At 69.0% G+C, this 15986-nt stretch carries 10 protein-coding genes and 1 pseudogene; 5 read left to right on the top strand and 6 right to left on the bottom strand.

The features are described from left to right. Positions 1 to 69: 69 nt before the first annotated feature. A complete protein-coding gene (locus ACZ7MY_RS37435) occupies positions 70 to 1296 on the top strand; it encodes a HEAT repeat domain-containing protein (protein ID WP_499609262.1) in 1227 nt (408 codons plus the stop codon). 214 nt (positions 1297 to 1510) lie between these two features. On the opposite strand, the gene ACZ7MY_RS37440 is transcribed toward ACZ7MY_RS37435, so the two are convergent. Further along, positions 1511 to 1738 carry a hypothetical protein gene (locus ACZ7MY_RS37440; RefSeq protein ID WP_499609265.1) on the bottom strand — a complete coding sequence of 76 codons (228 nt, stop codon included), beginning with the start codon at positions 1736 to 1738 and terminating at the stop codon, positions 1511 to 1513. A 527-nt stretch (positions 1739 to 2265) separates the two neighbouring features. Here ACZ7MY_RS37440 and ACZ7MY_RS37445 point away from each other — a divergent pair. After that, entirely contained in the window at positions 2266 to 2838 is a 573-nt protein-coding gene (locus ACZ7MY_RS37445; protein ID WP_499609267.1) for a dihydrofolate reductase family protein, read from the top strand. A gap of 199 nt (positions 2839 to 3037) precedes the next feature. On the opposite strand, the gene ACZ7MY_RS37450 is transcribed toward ACZ7MY_RS37445, so the two are convergent. The 3 genes from ACZ7MY_RS37450 to ACZ7MY_RS37460 all read right to left on the bottom strand — a co-directional run bounded on the left by ACZ7MY_RS37450 (position 3038) and on the right by ACZ7MY_RS37460 (position 8614). Next, entirely contained in the window at positions 3038 to 5725 is a 2688-nt protein-coding gene (locus ACZ7MY_RS37450) for a helicase associated domain-containing protein (protein ID WP_499609270.1), read from the bottom strand. A 331-nt stretch (positions 5726 to 6056) separates the two neighbouring features. After that, entirely contained in the window at positions 6057 to 6602 is a 546-nt protein-coding gene (locus ACZ7MY_RS37455) for a GNAT family N-acetyltransferase (RefSeq protein WP_499609273.1), read from the bottom strand. After that, positions 6599 to 8614, bottom strand: a complete 2016-nt coding sequence (locus ACZ7MY_RS37460) for a heavy metal translocating P-type ATPase (RefSeq protein ID WP_499609275.1) — start codon at positions 8612 to 8614, stop codon at positions 6599 to 6601. Before ACZ7MY_RS37460 ends, ACZ7MY_RS37455 begins: the two co-directional genes overlap by 4 nt. Positions 8615 to 8707: 93 nt before the next feature. On the opposite strand from ACZ7MY_RS37460, the gene ACZ7MY_RS37465 reads away from it, so the two are divergent. Then, complete coding sequence (locus ACZ7MY_RS37465; protein ID WP_499609277.1) at positions 8708 to 9094, top strand: ArsR/SmtB family transcription factor; 387 nt, start codon at positions 8708 to 8710, stop codon at positions 9092 to 9094. A gap of 243 nt (positions 9095 to 9337) precedes the next feature. Further along, on the top strand, positions 9338 to 9928 hold the full coding sequence (locus ACZ7MY_RS37470; RefSeq protein WP_499609280.1) for a hypothetical protein: 591 nt from the start codon (positions 9338 to 9340) through the stop codon (positions 9926 to 9928). An 866-nt stretch (positions 9929 to 10794) separates the two neighbouring features. On the opposite strand, the gene ACZ7MY_RS37475 is transcribed toward ACZ7MY_RS37470, so the two are convergent. After that, positions 10795 to 13827: an AfsR/SARP family transcriptional regulator gene (locus ACZ7MY_RS37475; protein ID WP_499609283.1), complete on the bottom strand. Its 3033-nt coding sequence runs from the start codon at positions 13825 to 13827 to the stop codon at positions 10795 to 10797. Positions 13828 to 14074: 247 nt separating this feature from the next. On the opposite strand from ACZ7MY_RS37475, the pseudogene ACZ7MY_RS37480 reads away from it, so the two are divergent. After that, positions 14075 to 14560 (top strand): annotated as a pseudogene (locus ACZ7MY_RS37480) (bifunctional methylenetetrahydrofolate dehydrogenase/methenyltetrahydrofolate cyclohydrolase); the annotation flags it as partial. Here the strand turns inward: ACZ7MY_RS37480 and ACZ7MY_RS37485 are convergent. Next, positions 14453 to 15748 (bottom strand): MFS transporter, encoded by a 1296-nt coding sequence (locus ACZ7MY_RS37485; RefSeq protein WP_499609286.1) that lies wholly within the window; start codon positions 15746 to 15748, stop codon positions 14453 to 14455. The pseudogene ACZ7MY_RS37480 and the gene ACZ7MY_RS37485 overlap by 108 nt on opposite strands. Positions 15749 to 15986 lie beyond the last annotated feature (238 nt).

Here is a 15986-nt window from a genome sequence, read left to right on the forward strand (position 1 = left end):
GTCAGCTCGTCGACTGCGCTCACCGGGGCTCCGAGCGTGAGGGGCGGCTGCGGAGGATGGACGGGAAACGTGGGTGTGGAGCCATTGCTGGCGGCGGTGCGCAGCCGGGACGCCGAAGCGGTTCACGCGCTGCTGGAGGCGGGTGCGGACCCCGAGGTCACCGACGAGCACGGCACCCCGGTTCTCTGCCTGGCGGTGGATATCTTCGCCGTGGAGGTCGTCGAGGCTCTGGTGATGTCGGCGCGGCTGGATCGTGTCGCTCCTGACGGCCGGACCGCGCTACTGCGGGCCGTCGACCGGGGTGCCCACGACATCACGGAGATGCTGATCGCCCACGGCGCTGCGATGTGGCACACCGACCCCGAAGGCCGAGACGCCCTGGCGCTGGCCCGGTACTGGCACGAGACGGGCGCCGCGGAGGTGCTGCGCCGCAGGACCGGCCAATCGGCGCCGGCCGCCTGCAGGACTGTCGCGTCCAGCGACGGGACGACCTGGCTGGAGCTGTCCTCGGGTGCTCTGACCGTCCGCACCGGACACAGCGCGATCCTCACGGCGCTGGAACCGCGGTACGGCATCACCGCTTCCTTCGGCGAACTTCTCGCCCGCACCATCGCCGAGCCTGATGTCGACCACGGCGTGTGGTGGGCGACGACATACGAGCTGCAGGCCCGCCACGACCCCGCCATCTGGGAAGCAGCCGCGTCTTTGCGCGCCCAGCCGGACCCGCTGGAGCGGTACTTCGGTGCGGAAGTGCTGCGCCTGACCCACCTCTTCGACGACAGCCCCGAAGACCCATACGACGGGCCGGTGACCAGGCTGTTCTTGTCCTGGGCGGCGAAGGAACCGGACCCGCGGGTGGTCCGGGCGCTCACCGCCGGGCTCGCCGAAGTCCGGGACCCGCGCGCCGAGCAGCGGCTGCCCGCCCTGACCAGGCATCCCGATGCCAGGGTCCGTCAGCGGGCGGTCGGCGGACTGCACCGCGCTGTCATGGCAGGGGACGCGGATGCACTCGCCGCCGTCGTGGAGTGCACCGCCGACGTCGAGGCGGCGGTCCGCAGGGTGGCGTGCACCGTCCTCGGCGCAAGCCCGCCACGCGCGGTGGCCGCCTCCGACGTTCTGGCCGCACACCTCAGCGACGCGGACGAGGGCGTACGCGTGGAGGCCGCCGCCAGGCTCGCCCTGCGTGACGACCCGCGCGGCGACGACCTGCTCGAGGCCCTGGCCGCCTCGGACGAAAACTCGCCGTACTACTGGCTCCTGTACGACGTGCATCGGCATCGCCTCCCGGGCTGCTGACCCGCGGCCCCCGGGCGCGGTTCATTGCTGTTACCAGCGCATGCCCAGTGCGTCGAGTTCCGTCCGCCGCTGCCCGGTCCGTTTCTCGGCCCGGCGGCGGGTGTTGTCGAGGAACTGGCCGAGGTTGACCTCGGTGACGGTCCGTCGGGCTCGGTGAGCTGTTCGACGTGCTTACGCGGCGTTGCGGTGCGGCGCCGGCCGCTGCCCGAACACGTCATGCGCACGTCGCGCCGGTTTCCCTACTCTTGAGCCCGGCTCGTTCCTCGCGGGTCAGGTCCCGGCGTATCGCCCGGTGCAACGTGGAGAGCGACGGCACCAGGGGTGCGTCTGGATCGTCGGCCGCCCGCTGCACCAGCTCGGCGTGGACCCTGGAGGCGTTTCTGTCCCACAGCGCCAGCAGCCGCCGGACCTCCGTGGTGACCGTGACATGAGACGACTCCATTCGGGCGAGGCGGCGATCCTCCCGAGCAGCGGCCAGCCACCGCCACACCGTCCGCTCCGACTTGTCCAACGCCTATGCCCCCGAGCGCACATGAGCGGTCGGCAGCTCTCCGCGCTTGTCGAGGTCCAGCAGCCGGAGCGTCGCCGCCGCCCGCCCCGCAGCCGGCGGGAACACAGCTGCGGCACCGCTGTCGGGATCACCGTCACACCTTCCCGGCACCATGACCCCCTTCCCACCGAGCACTCGGATCGGCACGTCCTGCCCCCTCATCCCTAGATATGCCAGAAAATCGGTACCCGCACGACCTCCGGGACCAGCAAGCCCGCGTACGCGGCGGTGGGCGATCTGCTGCGGGCGTACACCGACAACTGAAATCTCCTTGACAAATTTTTTTGTCGGAGGAATCCTGGGTACACGCCGGTGTCGGAGCAGAGGAGTCGATCCGGCTGGTGGCGAACTGCCGCCTGAGGGTGCCTGGGTGGGCCCCAAGCGATCGAAGAACCGACATGAGAGACCAAGGAGCCGTGATGCGCACTCTGATCAGCACCGCCTTCATTTCCCTCGACGGCGTCATGGAGGCCCCGGGTGGCGAACCCGGCTACCGGAACTCCGGATGGACCTTCAAGGACGTCGAGTTCGTCCCCGAGGCATACGAGATCAAGGGGCGCGAGCAGAGCGAGGCGGCCGCGATCCTGATGGGCCGGGTCAGCTACGAGGCGTTCAGCCCGGTGTGGCCGGACATGGTGGAGTTCGCCGAGTACAAGGCCATGCCGAAGTACGTCGTCTCGGCCACTCTTGCCGAAGGCGACCTGGTCTCGAACTGGGGTGAGACCACGATCCTGCGTTCGCTCGACGAGGTCGCGGCCCTGAAGCAGACGGAGGGCGGGCCGATCATCGTCCACGGCAGCGCGTCCTTGAACCAGAGCCTCTCGGACGCGGGCCTGATCGACCGCTACCACCTGCTGGTCTTCCCGCTGCTGCTCGGCGCGGGCAAGCGCCTCTTCAGTGCGACGGACAAGGACACGCAGAAGCTGAAGCTGGTCGAGCACGAGGTCTACGCGAACGGCCTGCAAAAGAACATCTTTGACGTCGTCCGCTGACGCACGCGGGCGCCGCCTCTCGTGTCGCTAGTGGTGCTGTGCGTGGCGGTCGTCTTCTACCGCGGTCGGATACCGTCTGCAGGGCAACTTACCGATTTGATCATCCCTCGATAAGGCTGGAATGCCAGGCGGCGTGGACCCGACCGTCGTCCAGGGTCCCCGCCATCCCAGACTAGATCAGGGCCGCTGGTGGGGGCCGTTACGCCCACTCCACTCCGAACTCCTGTAGGGCGGTGCGTTGGTCGGGGGTGAGTTTGTTGCGCCGGGTTTTGGTGTTGGAGATCCACACTCCGAGTCGCACAGCGACCGGTTCTGCCTGGCCTTCGATCATGATCTCTTCGCTGTGCTGGCGCGGTACGGGCCGGGCCGCTCCCTCTCGCTCGATCCACTGTGCGAGGGCGGTCAGGCCGTGTTGGAAGGCTTGCTGTGCCTTGGTCGTCGGCTTGACCCCAGCGCTTTGCCCGGCTGGGGGAGGGGTGGCTTGTTCTTCGGCGGGTGTGATGCCGAGTGTGGTGAGGCGTCGCTGCTGTTCTTGCGTGAGCTGGGTCCAGTTCCTGGTTTGCCGCACGATCCAGGCCCCGAGATCGTCGCCTTCGTACATGACGCCGGGTTGGATGCCGGCGACGGAGTGGTCGGGTTCGGTTTCGGCGAGGTCGGCCAGGATGGCGTGGTGGCGTTGCCAGTCCAGGGGCCAGGGGCAGTTCCAGTCGGGGTCGATCGCGGCGAGTTGTGCGGCGCGGGTTGTGGCGCGTTCGGGGTTTTTGCCGAGGCCGTCTTTGCGGCGGACGTTGGCGAGGTGTTGTCCGATGGGTACGGGGCTCTGGCCGTCGGGGCTGTCGCTCCATACGGCGTCCTGTCTGGGGGCGAGGTGCTTGTGAGCTTTGAAGAACGAGCGGAATGCGGCGAGTTTGGTTTCCCAGGCCTGGTCGCCGGGTTCCCAGACCATGCCGGCTTCGGGTTCGTCGAGGAGTTTCCTGCGGCGTTCTTCGAGTTCTCCGGCCCGTAGCGCGCGGCGTTGCTGGTGGATCCAGCGTCCGAGGGGGAACCGGGTCACCCCCAGCTTGACCTCCGTGTCATACGGCACGGCGTGCAGCCCGGTGATGGCGTTGTCCTGGCGCCAGCGTCGGAGGGCTTGGTAGCCCTCGAGCCAGACCAGGGACTCGGGGCGGTAGACGCGTGTGCGCAGGAACGCGGCGATGGTGGCGGGGTCGCGGGGGGTGGAGAAGTGCAGCAGTGCCGATTCCACCGGGGGCTGTGTTTCTGTGCCGCGCTCCGCGCTGCCCTGGCCCTCGCCGCCGTCGGTGCTGCTGCCGGCGTCGACGATGCGGCCCTCGGCGTCCCGCATCACGTGAACCTTGCGCTGTCCGCTGCTCAGGGCGCGGTTGGCGAGCTGTTCGACGAGGTGTTCGTCGTGACTGCGCAAGCCTTGCAGGACGGCGACCAGGGGCCGGTATGAGGCTGAGGCGATCATGTTGTCCGGGTCTTCGCCGGGCTGGAGGAAGATGGGCACGATGATGCGGGCGGTCTTGGTCGTGCCGTCGAGGTTCGGCCGCAGCGCCCGGCCGATGTTCTGCACGATCTCTACTTGGGACCCGCGGGTGTCGGCGAAGCAGACGGCTTCGACGCCCCGTGTCCCGACGATGTCGACGCCTTCGCCGAGGACGCGGACGCTGGCGAGGAACGCCCGCTGCATGCGGCGCCCGTGGGCGTCGGTGCCGCCTGCGAACTGCTGGATGACCTCGCGTCGTTCGGCGACGAGGTGGTCGCCGCACAGCCACCGTGCCCACACGCGCTCCGGGGTGGCGTGCCGGTGCGGGGCGAGGTCGTAGAAGGCCGCGTTGATCGACGACGCCGGCAGCGCCTGGGCTTCGGCCCGGGCGTGCTCGGACGGCTCGCTGGCGTACAGCTCTGCTGCGGTGTCCGGGAGCTTGGCGGCGAAGGCGGCGGCTTCTTCGACGCGCTGGTGGAACGTCATGACGGTGCGCAGGTTGTGTGCGGCGGCGTGTTCGAGGAGGGCGGTCTGCAGGAGCGCGAGGCGCCGGCCCCGTACCTGTTCTTCGGAGGCGTCGAGGGTGAGGTCGGGGTCCTGGATCTCCAGGACATCGATTTCGAAGCCGGCGAGGATGCCGCGTTCGATGGCTTCGGACAGTCCGAGCTCGTAGATCCACTGGCCGTAGGTGCCGGCCGGGTCGTCGCTCATGGAGGCGATCTCCAGCTCGCTGCCGTCCTTGCCGACCGGCGGCCGGGGCGCGGCCAGGATCCGTGGGGTCGCGGTCATGTACAGCCGGTAGGAGACGGGGATGCGGGTGTTGTCGTGAATCGCCGCCCACGCCCGGCCCAGGTCCCCGGCCGTGCCGTGCGCCTCGTCCACGACCGCCAGGTCGAAGCTGTCCATCCGCTGCCCGTACAACCGCGCCCCACCCGCCAGCGCAGCTTCCAGCGGCCCGCGGACCCGGCCCGACAGGTCCTCGATGTCGTCACGGTCCACCAGCGAGGCGTACGTGGCCAGCACCACCACCGGCCCCGACCCCGCCCACAACGCCAGACGGACCGGATTCGTCGTCGCCCGCACCCCGAGCCGCTCAAGGACCTCGTCGCCCTCCAGCGAGCACACCCCGACCATGGGACCGCGGTGCCCGACTTGGCGCCATGCCTGCGCGGTCTGCACCAGCAGATCCAAGGTGGGCACCATCACCAGGACCCGGCCGTCCCGGAATAGGTCCAGCGCGGCCTGCGCGGCGGTGATCGTCTTCCCCGACCCCGTCGCGGACACCAGCGTGGCCCGCGCACCCTCAGCCGGTACCGGCGCCCGTCCCGGGAAACCCACCCACCGGCGGATCCGCGCCTGCGCATCGACCTGGTGCTCTCGAAGCCGCACTCTCGGCACGCCCGCTCCTCCTTTTCCGCCCCCCGCCCATGCCTCACCCACAACCGCCTCGTCTGGCTGCCTTCACCGGCTGCCGGAACGGGCAGCGGGCAGAGCACCCGATGCGCCACACGCTACCGGCCACACCCCGCCCGCGGCGGCCGCCCGCACCGTCGTGAACGCCCGGAACGGCTACGCCCCCCTCCCCGCGGAGCAGGACGATGTGGACGCCGAACTCGACCGCCGCCTCACCCAGGCGCAGGAGACCCGTGAGATATGGCCAGTGGCCATTCACTGCCCTCCCCCTGAGAAAGGACGGGGGTGATGAGGGACCTGTGTTCAGAGGGGGGGCTCAACGGGGGTGCTGCCAGGTATGCAGGGGGTCTTGGGCTCCTTTGCGGGTGGTGGGCGGTGTGGCGGTGAGGTGGAAGCCGGCGGCGCGTGCGACGGCGGAGCTGGCGGTGTTCTGTGCGGCGATTCGGAGCACGACGTTGTGCACACCGAGGTGGGTGCGGGCGTGGGTGCTGATCAGTTGGACGGCGCGGGTGGCCAGGCGCTGGCGGCGGTGTTGTGGGCCGATGGCGTAGGCGAGTTCGGCGTCGGTGGGGCCGGTGTCTGTCGGGAAGAGCAGGATTTCGCCGAGGGGTTGTTGTCCGTCGGTGGTGATGGCGAGCTGGATGCGGCCCTCGGTGCGGCGCCGGCGAGCCCGTGTGAGATAGGCGCGGGCGGCCTGGAGATCGAATGGTGAGCGCAGTGGGGTGAAGCGGTCCACTGCAGGGTTGTCGAACAGCGTCACCATGGCGGGCAGGTCGTCGTCGTGCCATTCCCTGAGGATGAGTCCGAGCCCGCAGATGCGGAGGTCGGTGGGTATGGGCTGCGGGCCCGGTTCGGGGGTCATGCGGCGTCCTGCCTTTCGAGGTCGGCGGTGTCCGCGGACGTGGCGGGGCGGTCAGTGTGGCGGGGCCAGGCGGCCTCGCGGAGCAGGCGCAGTCCGTTGAGGCCGACGATGACGGTTGAGCCTTCGTGGCCGGCGACGCCGAGGGGCAGCGGCAGGGTGCCGATCAGGTCCCAGGCGACGAGCGCGGTGAGGAACAGGGCCGCGATGGCGAGGTTCTGGACGACGAGTCGGCGGGCGGTGCGCGAGAGGGAGATGACGGCCGGGATGGTAGCCAGTTCGTCGCGGACGACGACGGCGTCGGCGGTTTCGAGGGCGAGGTCCGAGCCGGCCTTGCCCATGGCGATCCCGGAGTGGGCGGCGGCCAGCGCGGGGGCGTCGTTGACCCCGTCCCCGACCACCAGCACTCGCTGCCCGGTGGCCTGCCACTCCTGGACAGCGGACACCTTGTCCTGGGGCAGCAGTCCGGCGCGGATGTCGGCGATGCCCACCTGTGCTGCCAGGTGCTGCGCGGCGCGTTCGTTGTCGCCGGTCAGCAGGACCGGGGTGCGGCCCGTTAGGCGGCTGAGGGCGGTAACGGTGGCGGCGGCGTTTGGGCGCAGCCGGTCGGCGATGCCCAGGACGCCCACGGGCCGGCTGTCGCGTAGCACGACCACTGCGGTCTTCCCGGTGTTCTCCAGTTCGGTGACGACCTCGGTGTGAGGCCCAGGGGCGGCGAGAAGTCGTGCGGGGGAGCCGACCTGGATGGTGCGGTCATCGACGATCGCGGTGACGCCCTGGCCGGGCACGGAGGTGAAGTCCCCGGCGGCGGCCAGGACTAGATCGCGCTCGCGGGCTGCGTCGACGACGGCACGGGCGAGGGGATGCTCGCTGGGGTGCTCGGCCGATGCTGCCAGGTGGAGCAGGGCGGCCTGATGCATGTCGCTGCCGGGCAGGGGGCGGATGTCGGTGAGGCGGGGTGTGCCCTCGGTGAGGGTGCCGGTCTTGTCCAGGGCGACGGTGTCGATCTGGCCGAGGCGCTCCATGACGACGGCTGACTTGACCAGGACGCCGTGGCGACCGGCGTTGGCGATCGCGGACAGCAGGGGCGGCATGGTGGACAGCACGACCGCGCACGGCGAGGCGACGATCATGAACGTCATGGCCCGCAGCAGAGCCGACTGCAGATGGTCGCCGAAAACGAGGGGCACGGCGAAGACGGCCAGGGTCGCGATGACCATGCCGATCGAGTAGCGCTGCTCGATCTTCTCGATGAACAGCTGCGTCGGGGCCTTGGTCTCGGATGCTTCCTCGACCATCTTCACGATCCGGGCGATCACCGAGTCGGAAGGGTCCCGCTCGACCCGTACTCGCAGGGCGCCGGTGCCGTTGACGGTGCTGGCGAACACCTCGTCACCAATCTGCTTTGCGACCGGCAGAGGCTCGCCGGTGATGGTGGCCTGGTCGACGTCGCTGGCGCCCTCGAGGACCTGCCCGTCCGCGCCAACGCGCTCGCCCGGACGCACCAGGACGATGTCCCCCACCACGAGGCGTCGCGCATCGACGGTCTCCTCGCCGCCACCGGCCATGACCCTGGTGACGGTCGACGGCGCAAGGTCGAGCAGCCCACGTACGGAGTCCGCGGTACGGGCGGTGGCGACCGCTTCCAGGGCGCCGGAGGTGGCGAAGATGACGATCAGCAGCGCGCCGTCGAGGACCTGGCCGATCGCGGCGGCACCGAGCGCTGCCACCACCATCAGCAGGTCCACGTCCAGCGTCTTGTCCTTGAGGGCTTTCAGTCCTTCCCAGCCCGGTTCCCACCCGCCGGTGACGTAGGTGGCGGCGAACAGCGCTCCCCACAGCCACGTCGGCGCGCCCAGGAGGTGCAGGGGGAGGGCGGACAGGAACAGGACCAGCGCGGCGAGCGCCCACCGGGCCTCCGGTAGCGCCAGGACCCGGGTGCGGCGGCGGGTAGTGGCTGCCGGCCGAGGGTCGGCGAGGGCCGGTGCGGACCGCTGGTCCAGGACAGAAGGCATGACAAAGGGACCCTTCGCGGGCGGAGGGGGCAACACATCCACCATACAGGAACATATGAAGAGGTCTTCATGTGTTATCGGTATGATGGCGCCATGGGCCACGGACGCGACGAAACCAGCAGTGCCACCACTCGCGAGCGCCTGGACGCCGTCGGCACCGCCGACGTCGCCGCCACCCTCCAGGCCCTCGCAACCCCGTCCCGGCTCCACATCCTGGCGCGGCTCCGGGAAGGCCCCTGCTCGGTGAGCGACCTCGCCGAAGCGGCCGGCATGGAAGCATCAGCCTGCTCCCACCAACTGCGCCTGCTGCGCAACCTCGGTCTGGTCGCCGGCGAGCGCCAGGGGCGGTCGATCATCTACGCCCTCTACGACAACCACGTCGCCCAGCTCCTCGACCAAGCCCTGTACCACGTCGAGCACCTGCGTATGGGCGTGCGCGATGTGTCGGCAGAGCTGCCTGAAGCTGTCCCCGCCGACTGAGTCCTGCGTCGGCTACCGCGGGAGCTCGGCCGTGCGCTCGGGATGTGCGGCAGCGATGTAGCGCATTGCTGTGCCAACGCTGATCCCGAATAGCCTCAGGGCTGTTCACGAGCACCTCTGGCCAGGCACTCCAGAGACGGATGAAGATCGCTTCCCGTTCCGTTGGAGATCGTTCCCCTAAGCCATGACCGTGTGCTCGATATGAGGTTGGTTTCGCACGGCTGCGCACGGCAGAGTGGCGTGGTGACTCAGCTGTGGGCGCATGCCCTGACCTGGGCAGAAGTGGATCCGTTGCGGCATCCGTTCGAGCTGGACGAGGATTCGGCGAAGGAGCTGGCCGGTGCTGTCGCGCCCTTGCTGCCCAACGCCGATACCGCGGAGGAGGAGCGCTGGCGCTCGCTGGTTCCCGTCACAGAGTTCCTGGTGAACCGCAACGGCCGATGGGCCTGCGGGTGGAACTGGTCGGTGGGTGAGGGCGACACCGATGGCGGGGTCGTCGGCGCCTGGTGCTGCGCCGTCCATTCCGTCACGACTCCGGACACGACGGCCCCGCTGGTCGTCGCAGCCCTGCTTGAATGGCGTGACTGGCTGGAGGATCTGGCGGAGCGCTTCCCCGCCCTGGCACCGCCGTCGACCGTCTCCTCGGTGGATCCCTGGCACCGGGAGCGTGCGTGCACGCGCCTGGTCACCGTGGTGGCCGACCGGACACAAGCAGAAAGCGGCTGGTACGGGCACTGCATGCAGGTCCTCGGATGGTTCCTGGCCTACAACGGTATCGGCGAGGATCGGGCTCGGGAGATCGTTGAGAGCGCGGTCGGCGGCCGGGTTCGGTAGCTGGATCGCACCGGACGTTGCGGTGGTCGACGCGGTGAGTTCCCGGATCACGCGGGCGACGCGATGGGGGCTGTGGAGGAAGCGAAGGACAGGGCTCGCCGTGAGAACGTTGACGTCTCCTTCGATTACATGATCGACGCATTCGGTGCCGGCCGGGTGGAGCTCCAGGCGCTCCTCACTGACAAGATCGGCCGACGTCAACTTGTTCGATGCGCATGACTTTGCGCCGATCGGATCACAACTGGCGGCATGTGACATCGCGTGTATCCGACGGTGAGGGCGTCGTCACGCAGAGAGCGGGCGCATGTGTGGAGGGTGAGCGTGCAGGTTGTTCGGTATGCATCGAACAACCTCGAAGACGGGGCTTGGTAAGTCTCGGCCTCAATGCGATCCGTCAACGGTCCGATCCAACGCGACGTAGCGCCTTCGGCACTCTTCGTGATGGCGGTCTGGTTATGGCCGACGTTCGCCGTGAGGGTGCACCGCGGCGGACCTGGACAACTGGGAGAGGGATTCTCGATGCGGACGGTGGACCTCGGCAGTCAGCGACTGCGCGTGCCGGTGCTGGGCCTCACCGCGATGGGGATGAGCGGGGACTATAGGGTGGGCGACGAGCGGGAATCCGTGAGCACGCTCAACCGCGCGGTGGACCTGGGCGTCACGTTCATCGCCTTCCCCCGTGATGGTGGACACGCACGGCGGACGTGCTACGGCCGCCCGTCCAGGGGACCGGGCGTGCCGTCGCCGCAAGCGCGATGAGCACGTGGCTCAAGCACGGTGCTGTGCCGCGGATGCCGCGCGCGTTTGGCGGATCATGCCAACCTTGACTGCGGTGGGAGGAGCCTTGATCCTTCCGTAACCGGCCGCTACCGCCGCAGATGCTTGACGAGCCGGCGTATCTCAGCAGATGGGGCGACGCCGAACTCACGCATCGCCGCCGAGTACCGCTGGTACAGAGCCAGCACGGCATCGTCGCTGCCGCTCGCGTGAGCCAGTGAAATCGCCAATTGCCATGCCTGCTCGCGGTAGGGGCTGACCTTGAGCACGTCGTCCACAAGCTGGCGGGCCTCCCGGTACCTGCTCAGCCGGAAGGCCAGTCTGGCCGCTTCGATGCGGCCGGTGGTGACCCGTTCGCCGATCTCGGAACGCCGCTCCTCCGCCCAGACGCTGGTCAGTGTTGACAAGTACGGTCCCCGGTCGGCGTGGGCGATCGCCTCGGTCATGGTACGCAGGCGGACCTCCCCGTCCTGGTGGTCGGCCTGGACGAGCGAGTCGAGCACGACCTGTGCCGTGCCGCTGACGAGGTCAGGGTGCGCAAGGTAGAGGCGATTCCCGTCTTGCTGCGGTACGAGGTCCTCGGGGAGTACTTCGCGCAGCCGGTACAGCGCTTGGCGCAGGTAGTTACGTCCGGCGGCCTCACTCCGGTTGTCGAACAGCGCGTCCAGGATTTCTTGCCTGGGCACCGGGTGTCGTGCGCCGAGTAGGTAGCTGAGCAGCTCGATGCTCTTGTTCAGTCGTAGCGGCGACTGCTGGCCGTCAACGGTGAGGACGGGTTCTCCGAACTCTTCCAGCAGCAGGCGGGGGGCTCTCGTGGTGACCCGCAACGTGTCCTGTCTGGACAAGGCGGTGGTGAGTTCATGCCAGCGCGACATGCGGGTCGGGGATGCGTCCGCTTCCCTGACGGCCACAGCCGGCACATCGGTCAGAGCGCTGAGCAGCAGGTGCTGTGATCCCTGCGCCGCGGACTCGGCCAGTGCGAGTTCGGCGGCCGCGTCGGAGGCGTCCTCCTCTCCGAGTCGCCAGTAAGCCTCGGCCAGGTACGCTGCGGCGGTTGCGAGTTCCAGGCGCCGGTCGCCGCGTCGCATTCCTTCCACGCATGCTTCCAGTGATTCGCGTGCTTCGGCGTTCCGGTTGCGAAAGAGGAGGGACAGCCCGCGCCACAGTTGGCACAGTTCGCGGCTGAACGCATATTCAGCCGCTCCGCTGGCTTCCGCCTCGGCGAGCGCGCGGTCGGCCGCCTCGGTGTCATGGTGGAGCCGAAGGCACAGTTTCGCCTCGTTCAGGAGTCCGTACACCCGGTAGACCCTGGAGCCCGTCTCGGCGATCAGCCGGTGGCCGCGTTCCAGAGCGGCGATCGCTTCGTCGCCCCGGCCGAGGTCGACCATGAGATCGACGGCGTCGAATGCGTGCAGCCAAGGGGGCTGCCATGAATCGCGGCGCACTTCGTACATCTCCATAGCCTCGTGCAGGCGCCCGGTCGCCCGCAGTCCGGCGATGACCCACGGCGCGCCGAGCATGGTTCGCCACGGGTCAAGGGCGGGAGGCCGGTCAAGTCCGCTCAGGCGGCCTCGTATGTATCCGATCCGCATCAGCATTCCGTCGGCGGTGCCGGAGGGCACCGGCGCGTACTCAGGGAAGGGCGGGGCACTGCCGTCGGCCAACGCCAGCAAGTTTTCGGCGGCTTCTCGGGAACGGCCGGCGGGCATCCTGTCGGCCAGTGCGCGTGCTTCTGCAAGCCTGCCGGCGTGCCACAAGCACCACGTGGTGAGCAGGAGGGCTTCGTCGAAGTGAGGCGAGCCGGGCGACGGCAACCAGTCCTGGCCGTGCCGCTCAAGCAGTTCGTTGCCACGTCGGCAGTGTTCGAGGGCGAAGGACACACGCAGGACCATGGTGCCGACTTCGGGGGTGGGTGTTCTGCTGGAGGCGTCCAGTGCGTCCAGCCACCGGGCCGCGAGCGCGAAGTCCATCCGTCCCACGAGATCGGGAAGGGCGACCGCGGCCTGTCGCCACGCGTCTTCGGTCTCGCCAAGGCGCAGGAGCGCGTCGACGGCCTCCTCGAGCTCTCCGCGCTGCACCAGTAGGTCCGCGTGCTGACGATGCAGCCGGCGTACGGTCTCCGGATCCTCCGTCCTGGTCAGTTCGTCTGCAAGGAACTCGCGGAACTGGGGATGCGGGGTCAGCCGGCTACCGTCTCTGGACCAGGCGACGGGCAGCCGCTTGACCCGCAGGCAGGTCATCAGCCGAACCGCGTCGGATTGCCCCAGCGCCACCGCGTCGGCAACCGAGATCTCCGCCAGGGGACTTGTGTGCAGCAGGAAGGCTCGCTCGGCTGCGGAGAGGGTGCACAGGATGTTGGCGGACAGGTAGCCGCGCAGGGCGTCGGACTGGTTCTTCGTCACCTCCGCGGACCGCCAGCCCTCGAAGAGCACTCCCGCTACCCAGCCCCCCGTCATCTCGACGATGTCCTGGACATCGGCGTTGGGGTGGCCGATCAACTGGAGGGCCGCAGCCACCTCGCCGGCGTCGAACGCCAGGTCCCTCTCACCCAGTTCTCCAACGCGGGCCATGTCGCGGATCGAGCCGATCTCCAGCGGGACGCTCGTACGAGAGATGAGCATCAGGGTGACGTCGCCCGGCAGGTATCGGGCCAGCGCCGACAGGACGACGACCGACCCCTCATGGGCCGTGATCCGTTCGGCGTTGTCGCACACCAGTACCAGGCGGCTTCCCTCCAGGCTCTCCGCCAGCAGGCCCGCAGCCTCGCCGGTCTGGATCCCGTTCCGCAGCGCGTCGGAGGCGACGCGGGCGGCTGCCGGGACGTACTTCTCGACCGCGGCTTCCAGGTACACCAGCAACCGGCCAGGTGCCTGTTCCGTTCCGTCGAGCGACAGCCAGGCGACGGGGCGTTCGAGATCGCGTAGCGCCGACGCGACGGCCGTTGTCTTGCCGCCGCCGGCACTCGCGCATACCGTGACCACCGGGTGCACGTCGATGAGCGATCGGATGTGCTCAGTCAGCCGGTCCCGTGGTACGAGGTCCTCACCGGGCTCGGGTGCGGTGAGCTTTCGCCGGATCACCATCCGCCGGTTGTTCGCCCCAGAACCCGGATCGTCCTCCATCGTGGCCCGCCTCACTCGGAGTCGCACGTGCGCCCTCTTCGGGTCGGCCACCGCTGCCGCGGGGCAGAGCCGGGCGACCCCACGCGACAATGTTCGGCAGCCTGATGCCGCTGGGTCAAGCACGGTTTCGCCGTAATTAACAGCGAGGACACGGTGTTTACTCGTCATGTGGCGGCTGCCGACCGTGACATCCAGGGGTTGCAGCGTCGCGCGATGACGTGTCCACCTGTGCTTGTCCGCGGCACGTATCGACTCGAACAGCGTCCTCCCGCTGATGGACCCCGGCAAGGACGCAGATGGCCTGCACCCGATGAATCTAGGGCGACTGGTCCTGAACGACCCCGGTCCTCTGCCCTGCACCCCCAGCGGCGTCCTGACACTGCTCCACCGCCACGGCGTGCGAGTCGACAGCGCGATGGTGGTGGTCGTAGGCCGCGGCGTGACCACCGGCCGTCCGGTGCCGCTGTTGGTCAGCCGACGTGGAGAGAACGCCAGGGTGACCCAGTGCCACGCCGGCATCCGAGACCTCTCCGTGCACCTCAGGCGGGCCGACGTCGTCGTCGCGGCCGTCGGATCCGCCCACCTGATCATCTCCTGGGATGCCGCACAGATGGTTGCGTCGGTCCTAGGAGATCTGCCTCCCCCTGGTTTCAGGGAGGGCCAGTACTCCGACGATCACCAGGACGTACCCCAGAGCTCCGACAGCCATGGCCGCCTCCAGTCCGAAGGCTGAGGAGAGAGCGCCCACGAGGGACGGGAAGAAGGCGGCTACACCCCGGCCGAAGTTGTGGACGACTCCGACACCCGTGCCGCGCACCGGGCTGGGGAACAGCTCGCTGAAGAACACTCCGGTACCGGCGAGCGATCCGCATGCCGCCGTTCCCAATGGTGCGCCCAGTACCAGGAGCAGCCCGTTGGCCCCCTCGGGGATCCAGGTGTACGACACCACGCACACCACGCCGCTGACCGCGAACAGGACGAACGTTGCCCGGCGGCCGATCCAGTCGTGCAGGAACCCTGCGCTGACGTAGCCGAGGAAACAACCGGCGATGACGACTGAGAGGTAGCCACCGGTGCCGACGACTGTCAGACCGCGCTCCGTGTGCAGGTAGGAGGGCAGCCAGGTGAAGACGGCGAAGTACCCGCCCTGCACTCCGATCCCGACCAGCAGGGCGAGCAGGGTGGTGCGGCGTAGGTCGCCGTGGAAGAGTGCGACGAGTCCGCTCCGGGCCGGCCCGGCCGTCCCCTTTGCGATCCGGCGGCGATGGTGCACTGACGCGTCGGAGTCCTTGACGTTGCGCCGGATGAAGAGCAGCGCGAACGCGGGCAGGATGCCGATGAGAAAAAGGTAGCGCCAGGCGTCCGGGCCGGCGTGGCTGAAGATGATGGTGTAAGCGAGGACGGCCAGGCCCCAGCCGACCGCGTAGGAGCTGTGCACGAAGCCGAGGATCCGGCCACGGTGCCGGGCCGGGGCGACTTCTGCGATCAGGACGGCGCCGGCAGCGAATTCGCCACCGAACCCGAGGCCTTGGAGCCCTTTGAAGAGCAGCATCTGACCGTAGTTCTGGGACAGCCCGGACAGTGCGGTGAAGACCGCGAAGGTCGCGATGGTGATCATCAGGACCCGTACCCGGCCCACCCGGTCCGACAGCACGCCTGCCAGGGCTCCGCCGACGGCCGAGGCCAGGAGGGTCACTGTCATGATCAGGCCCGACTGGGTGGTGCTCAGGCTGAACGCGGCGGCTATGGAGCCCAAGGCCAGCGGAAGGGTGGTGAAGTCGAAAGCGTCCAGACCCCACCCGGCGGATCCGGCCCAGAACGCCGGACGGTGTGCCTTTGGCAGGGAGCGATACCACTTGGGAAAGGACGGGGCCGGGGCCGCAGCGGCCGTTGACGCGGCGGTGGATGGTGCTTCGGTCATGAGGTTCTCCTGGAGGTCGGTCGCGAACGGGCGCAGGTCTCATGAGCGGTGCTGTCGTGCTTGAGTCGCGGGCCGGTGCGGGGGCGGTCTCCGAACAGGCGGGGGAGCCCGTGGCCGGCTCGAGTGTCATCGGCGGAGCGTTAATTCACTCGTAGCGGCGTGCGCGGACGAGTAGGTGTCCCGGTGGCCGTGCCGCGCCCGCGGGTCAGCCGGACCCTTCCGGGAACGGTGTGAGATT

It is taken from the genome of Streptomyces sp. NPDC111520 (genome assembly GCF_055635295.1).

Bases quoted from the DNA above. Each gene is read 5' to 3' on its own strand.
- ACZ7MY_RS37440 (WP_499609265.1), bottom strand. From the start codon at position 1,738: ATGGAGTCGTCTCATGTCACGGTCACCACGGAGGTCCGGCGGCTGCTG.
- ACZ7MY_RS37445 (WP_499609267.1), top strand. From the start codon at position 2,266: ATGCGCACTCTGATCAGCACCGCCTTCATTTCCCTCGACGGCGTCATG.
- ACZ7MY_RS37455 (WP_499609273.1), bottom strand. From the start codon at position 6,602: ATGACCCCCGAACCGGGCCCGCAGCCCATACCCACCGACCTCCGCATC.
- ACZ7MY_RS37460 (WP_499609275.1), bottom strand. From the start codon at position 8,614: ATGCCTTCTGTCCTGGACCAGCGGTCCGCACCGGCCCTCGCCGACCCT.
- ACZ7MY_RS37465 (WP_499609277.1), top strand. From the start codon at position 8,708: ATGGGCCACGGACGCGACGAAACCAGCAGTGCCACCACTCGCGAGCGC.
- ACZ7MY_RS37475 (WP_499609283.1), bottom strand. From the start codon at position 13,827: ATGGAGGACGATCCGGGTTCTGGGGCGAACAACCGGCGGATGGTGATC.
- ACZ7MY_RS37485 (WP_499609286.1), bottom strand. From the start codon at position 15,748: ATGACCGAAGCACCATCCACCGCCGCGTCAACGGCCGCTGCGGCCCCG.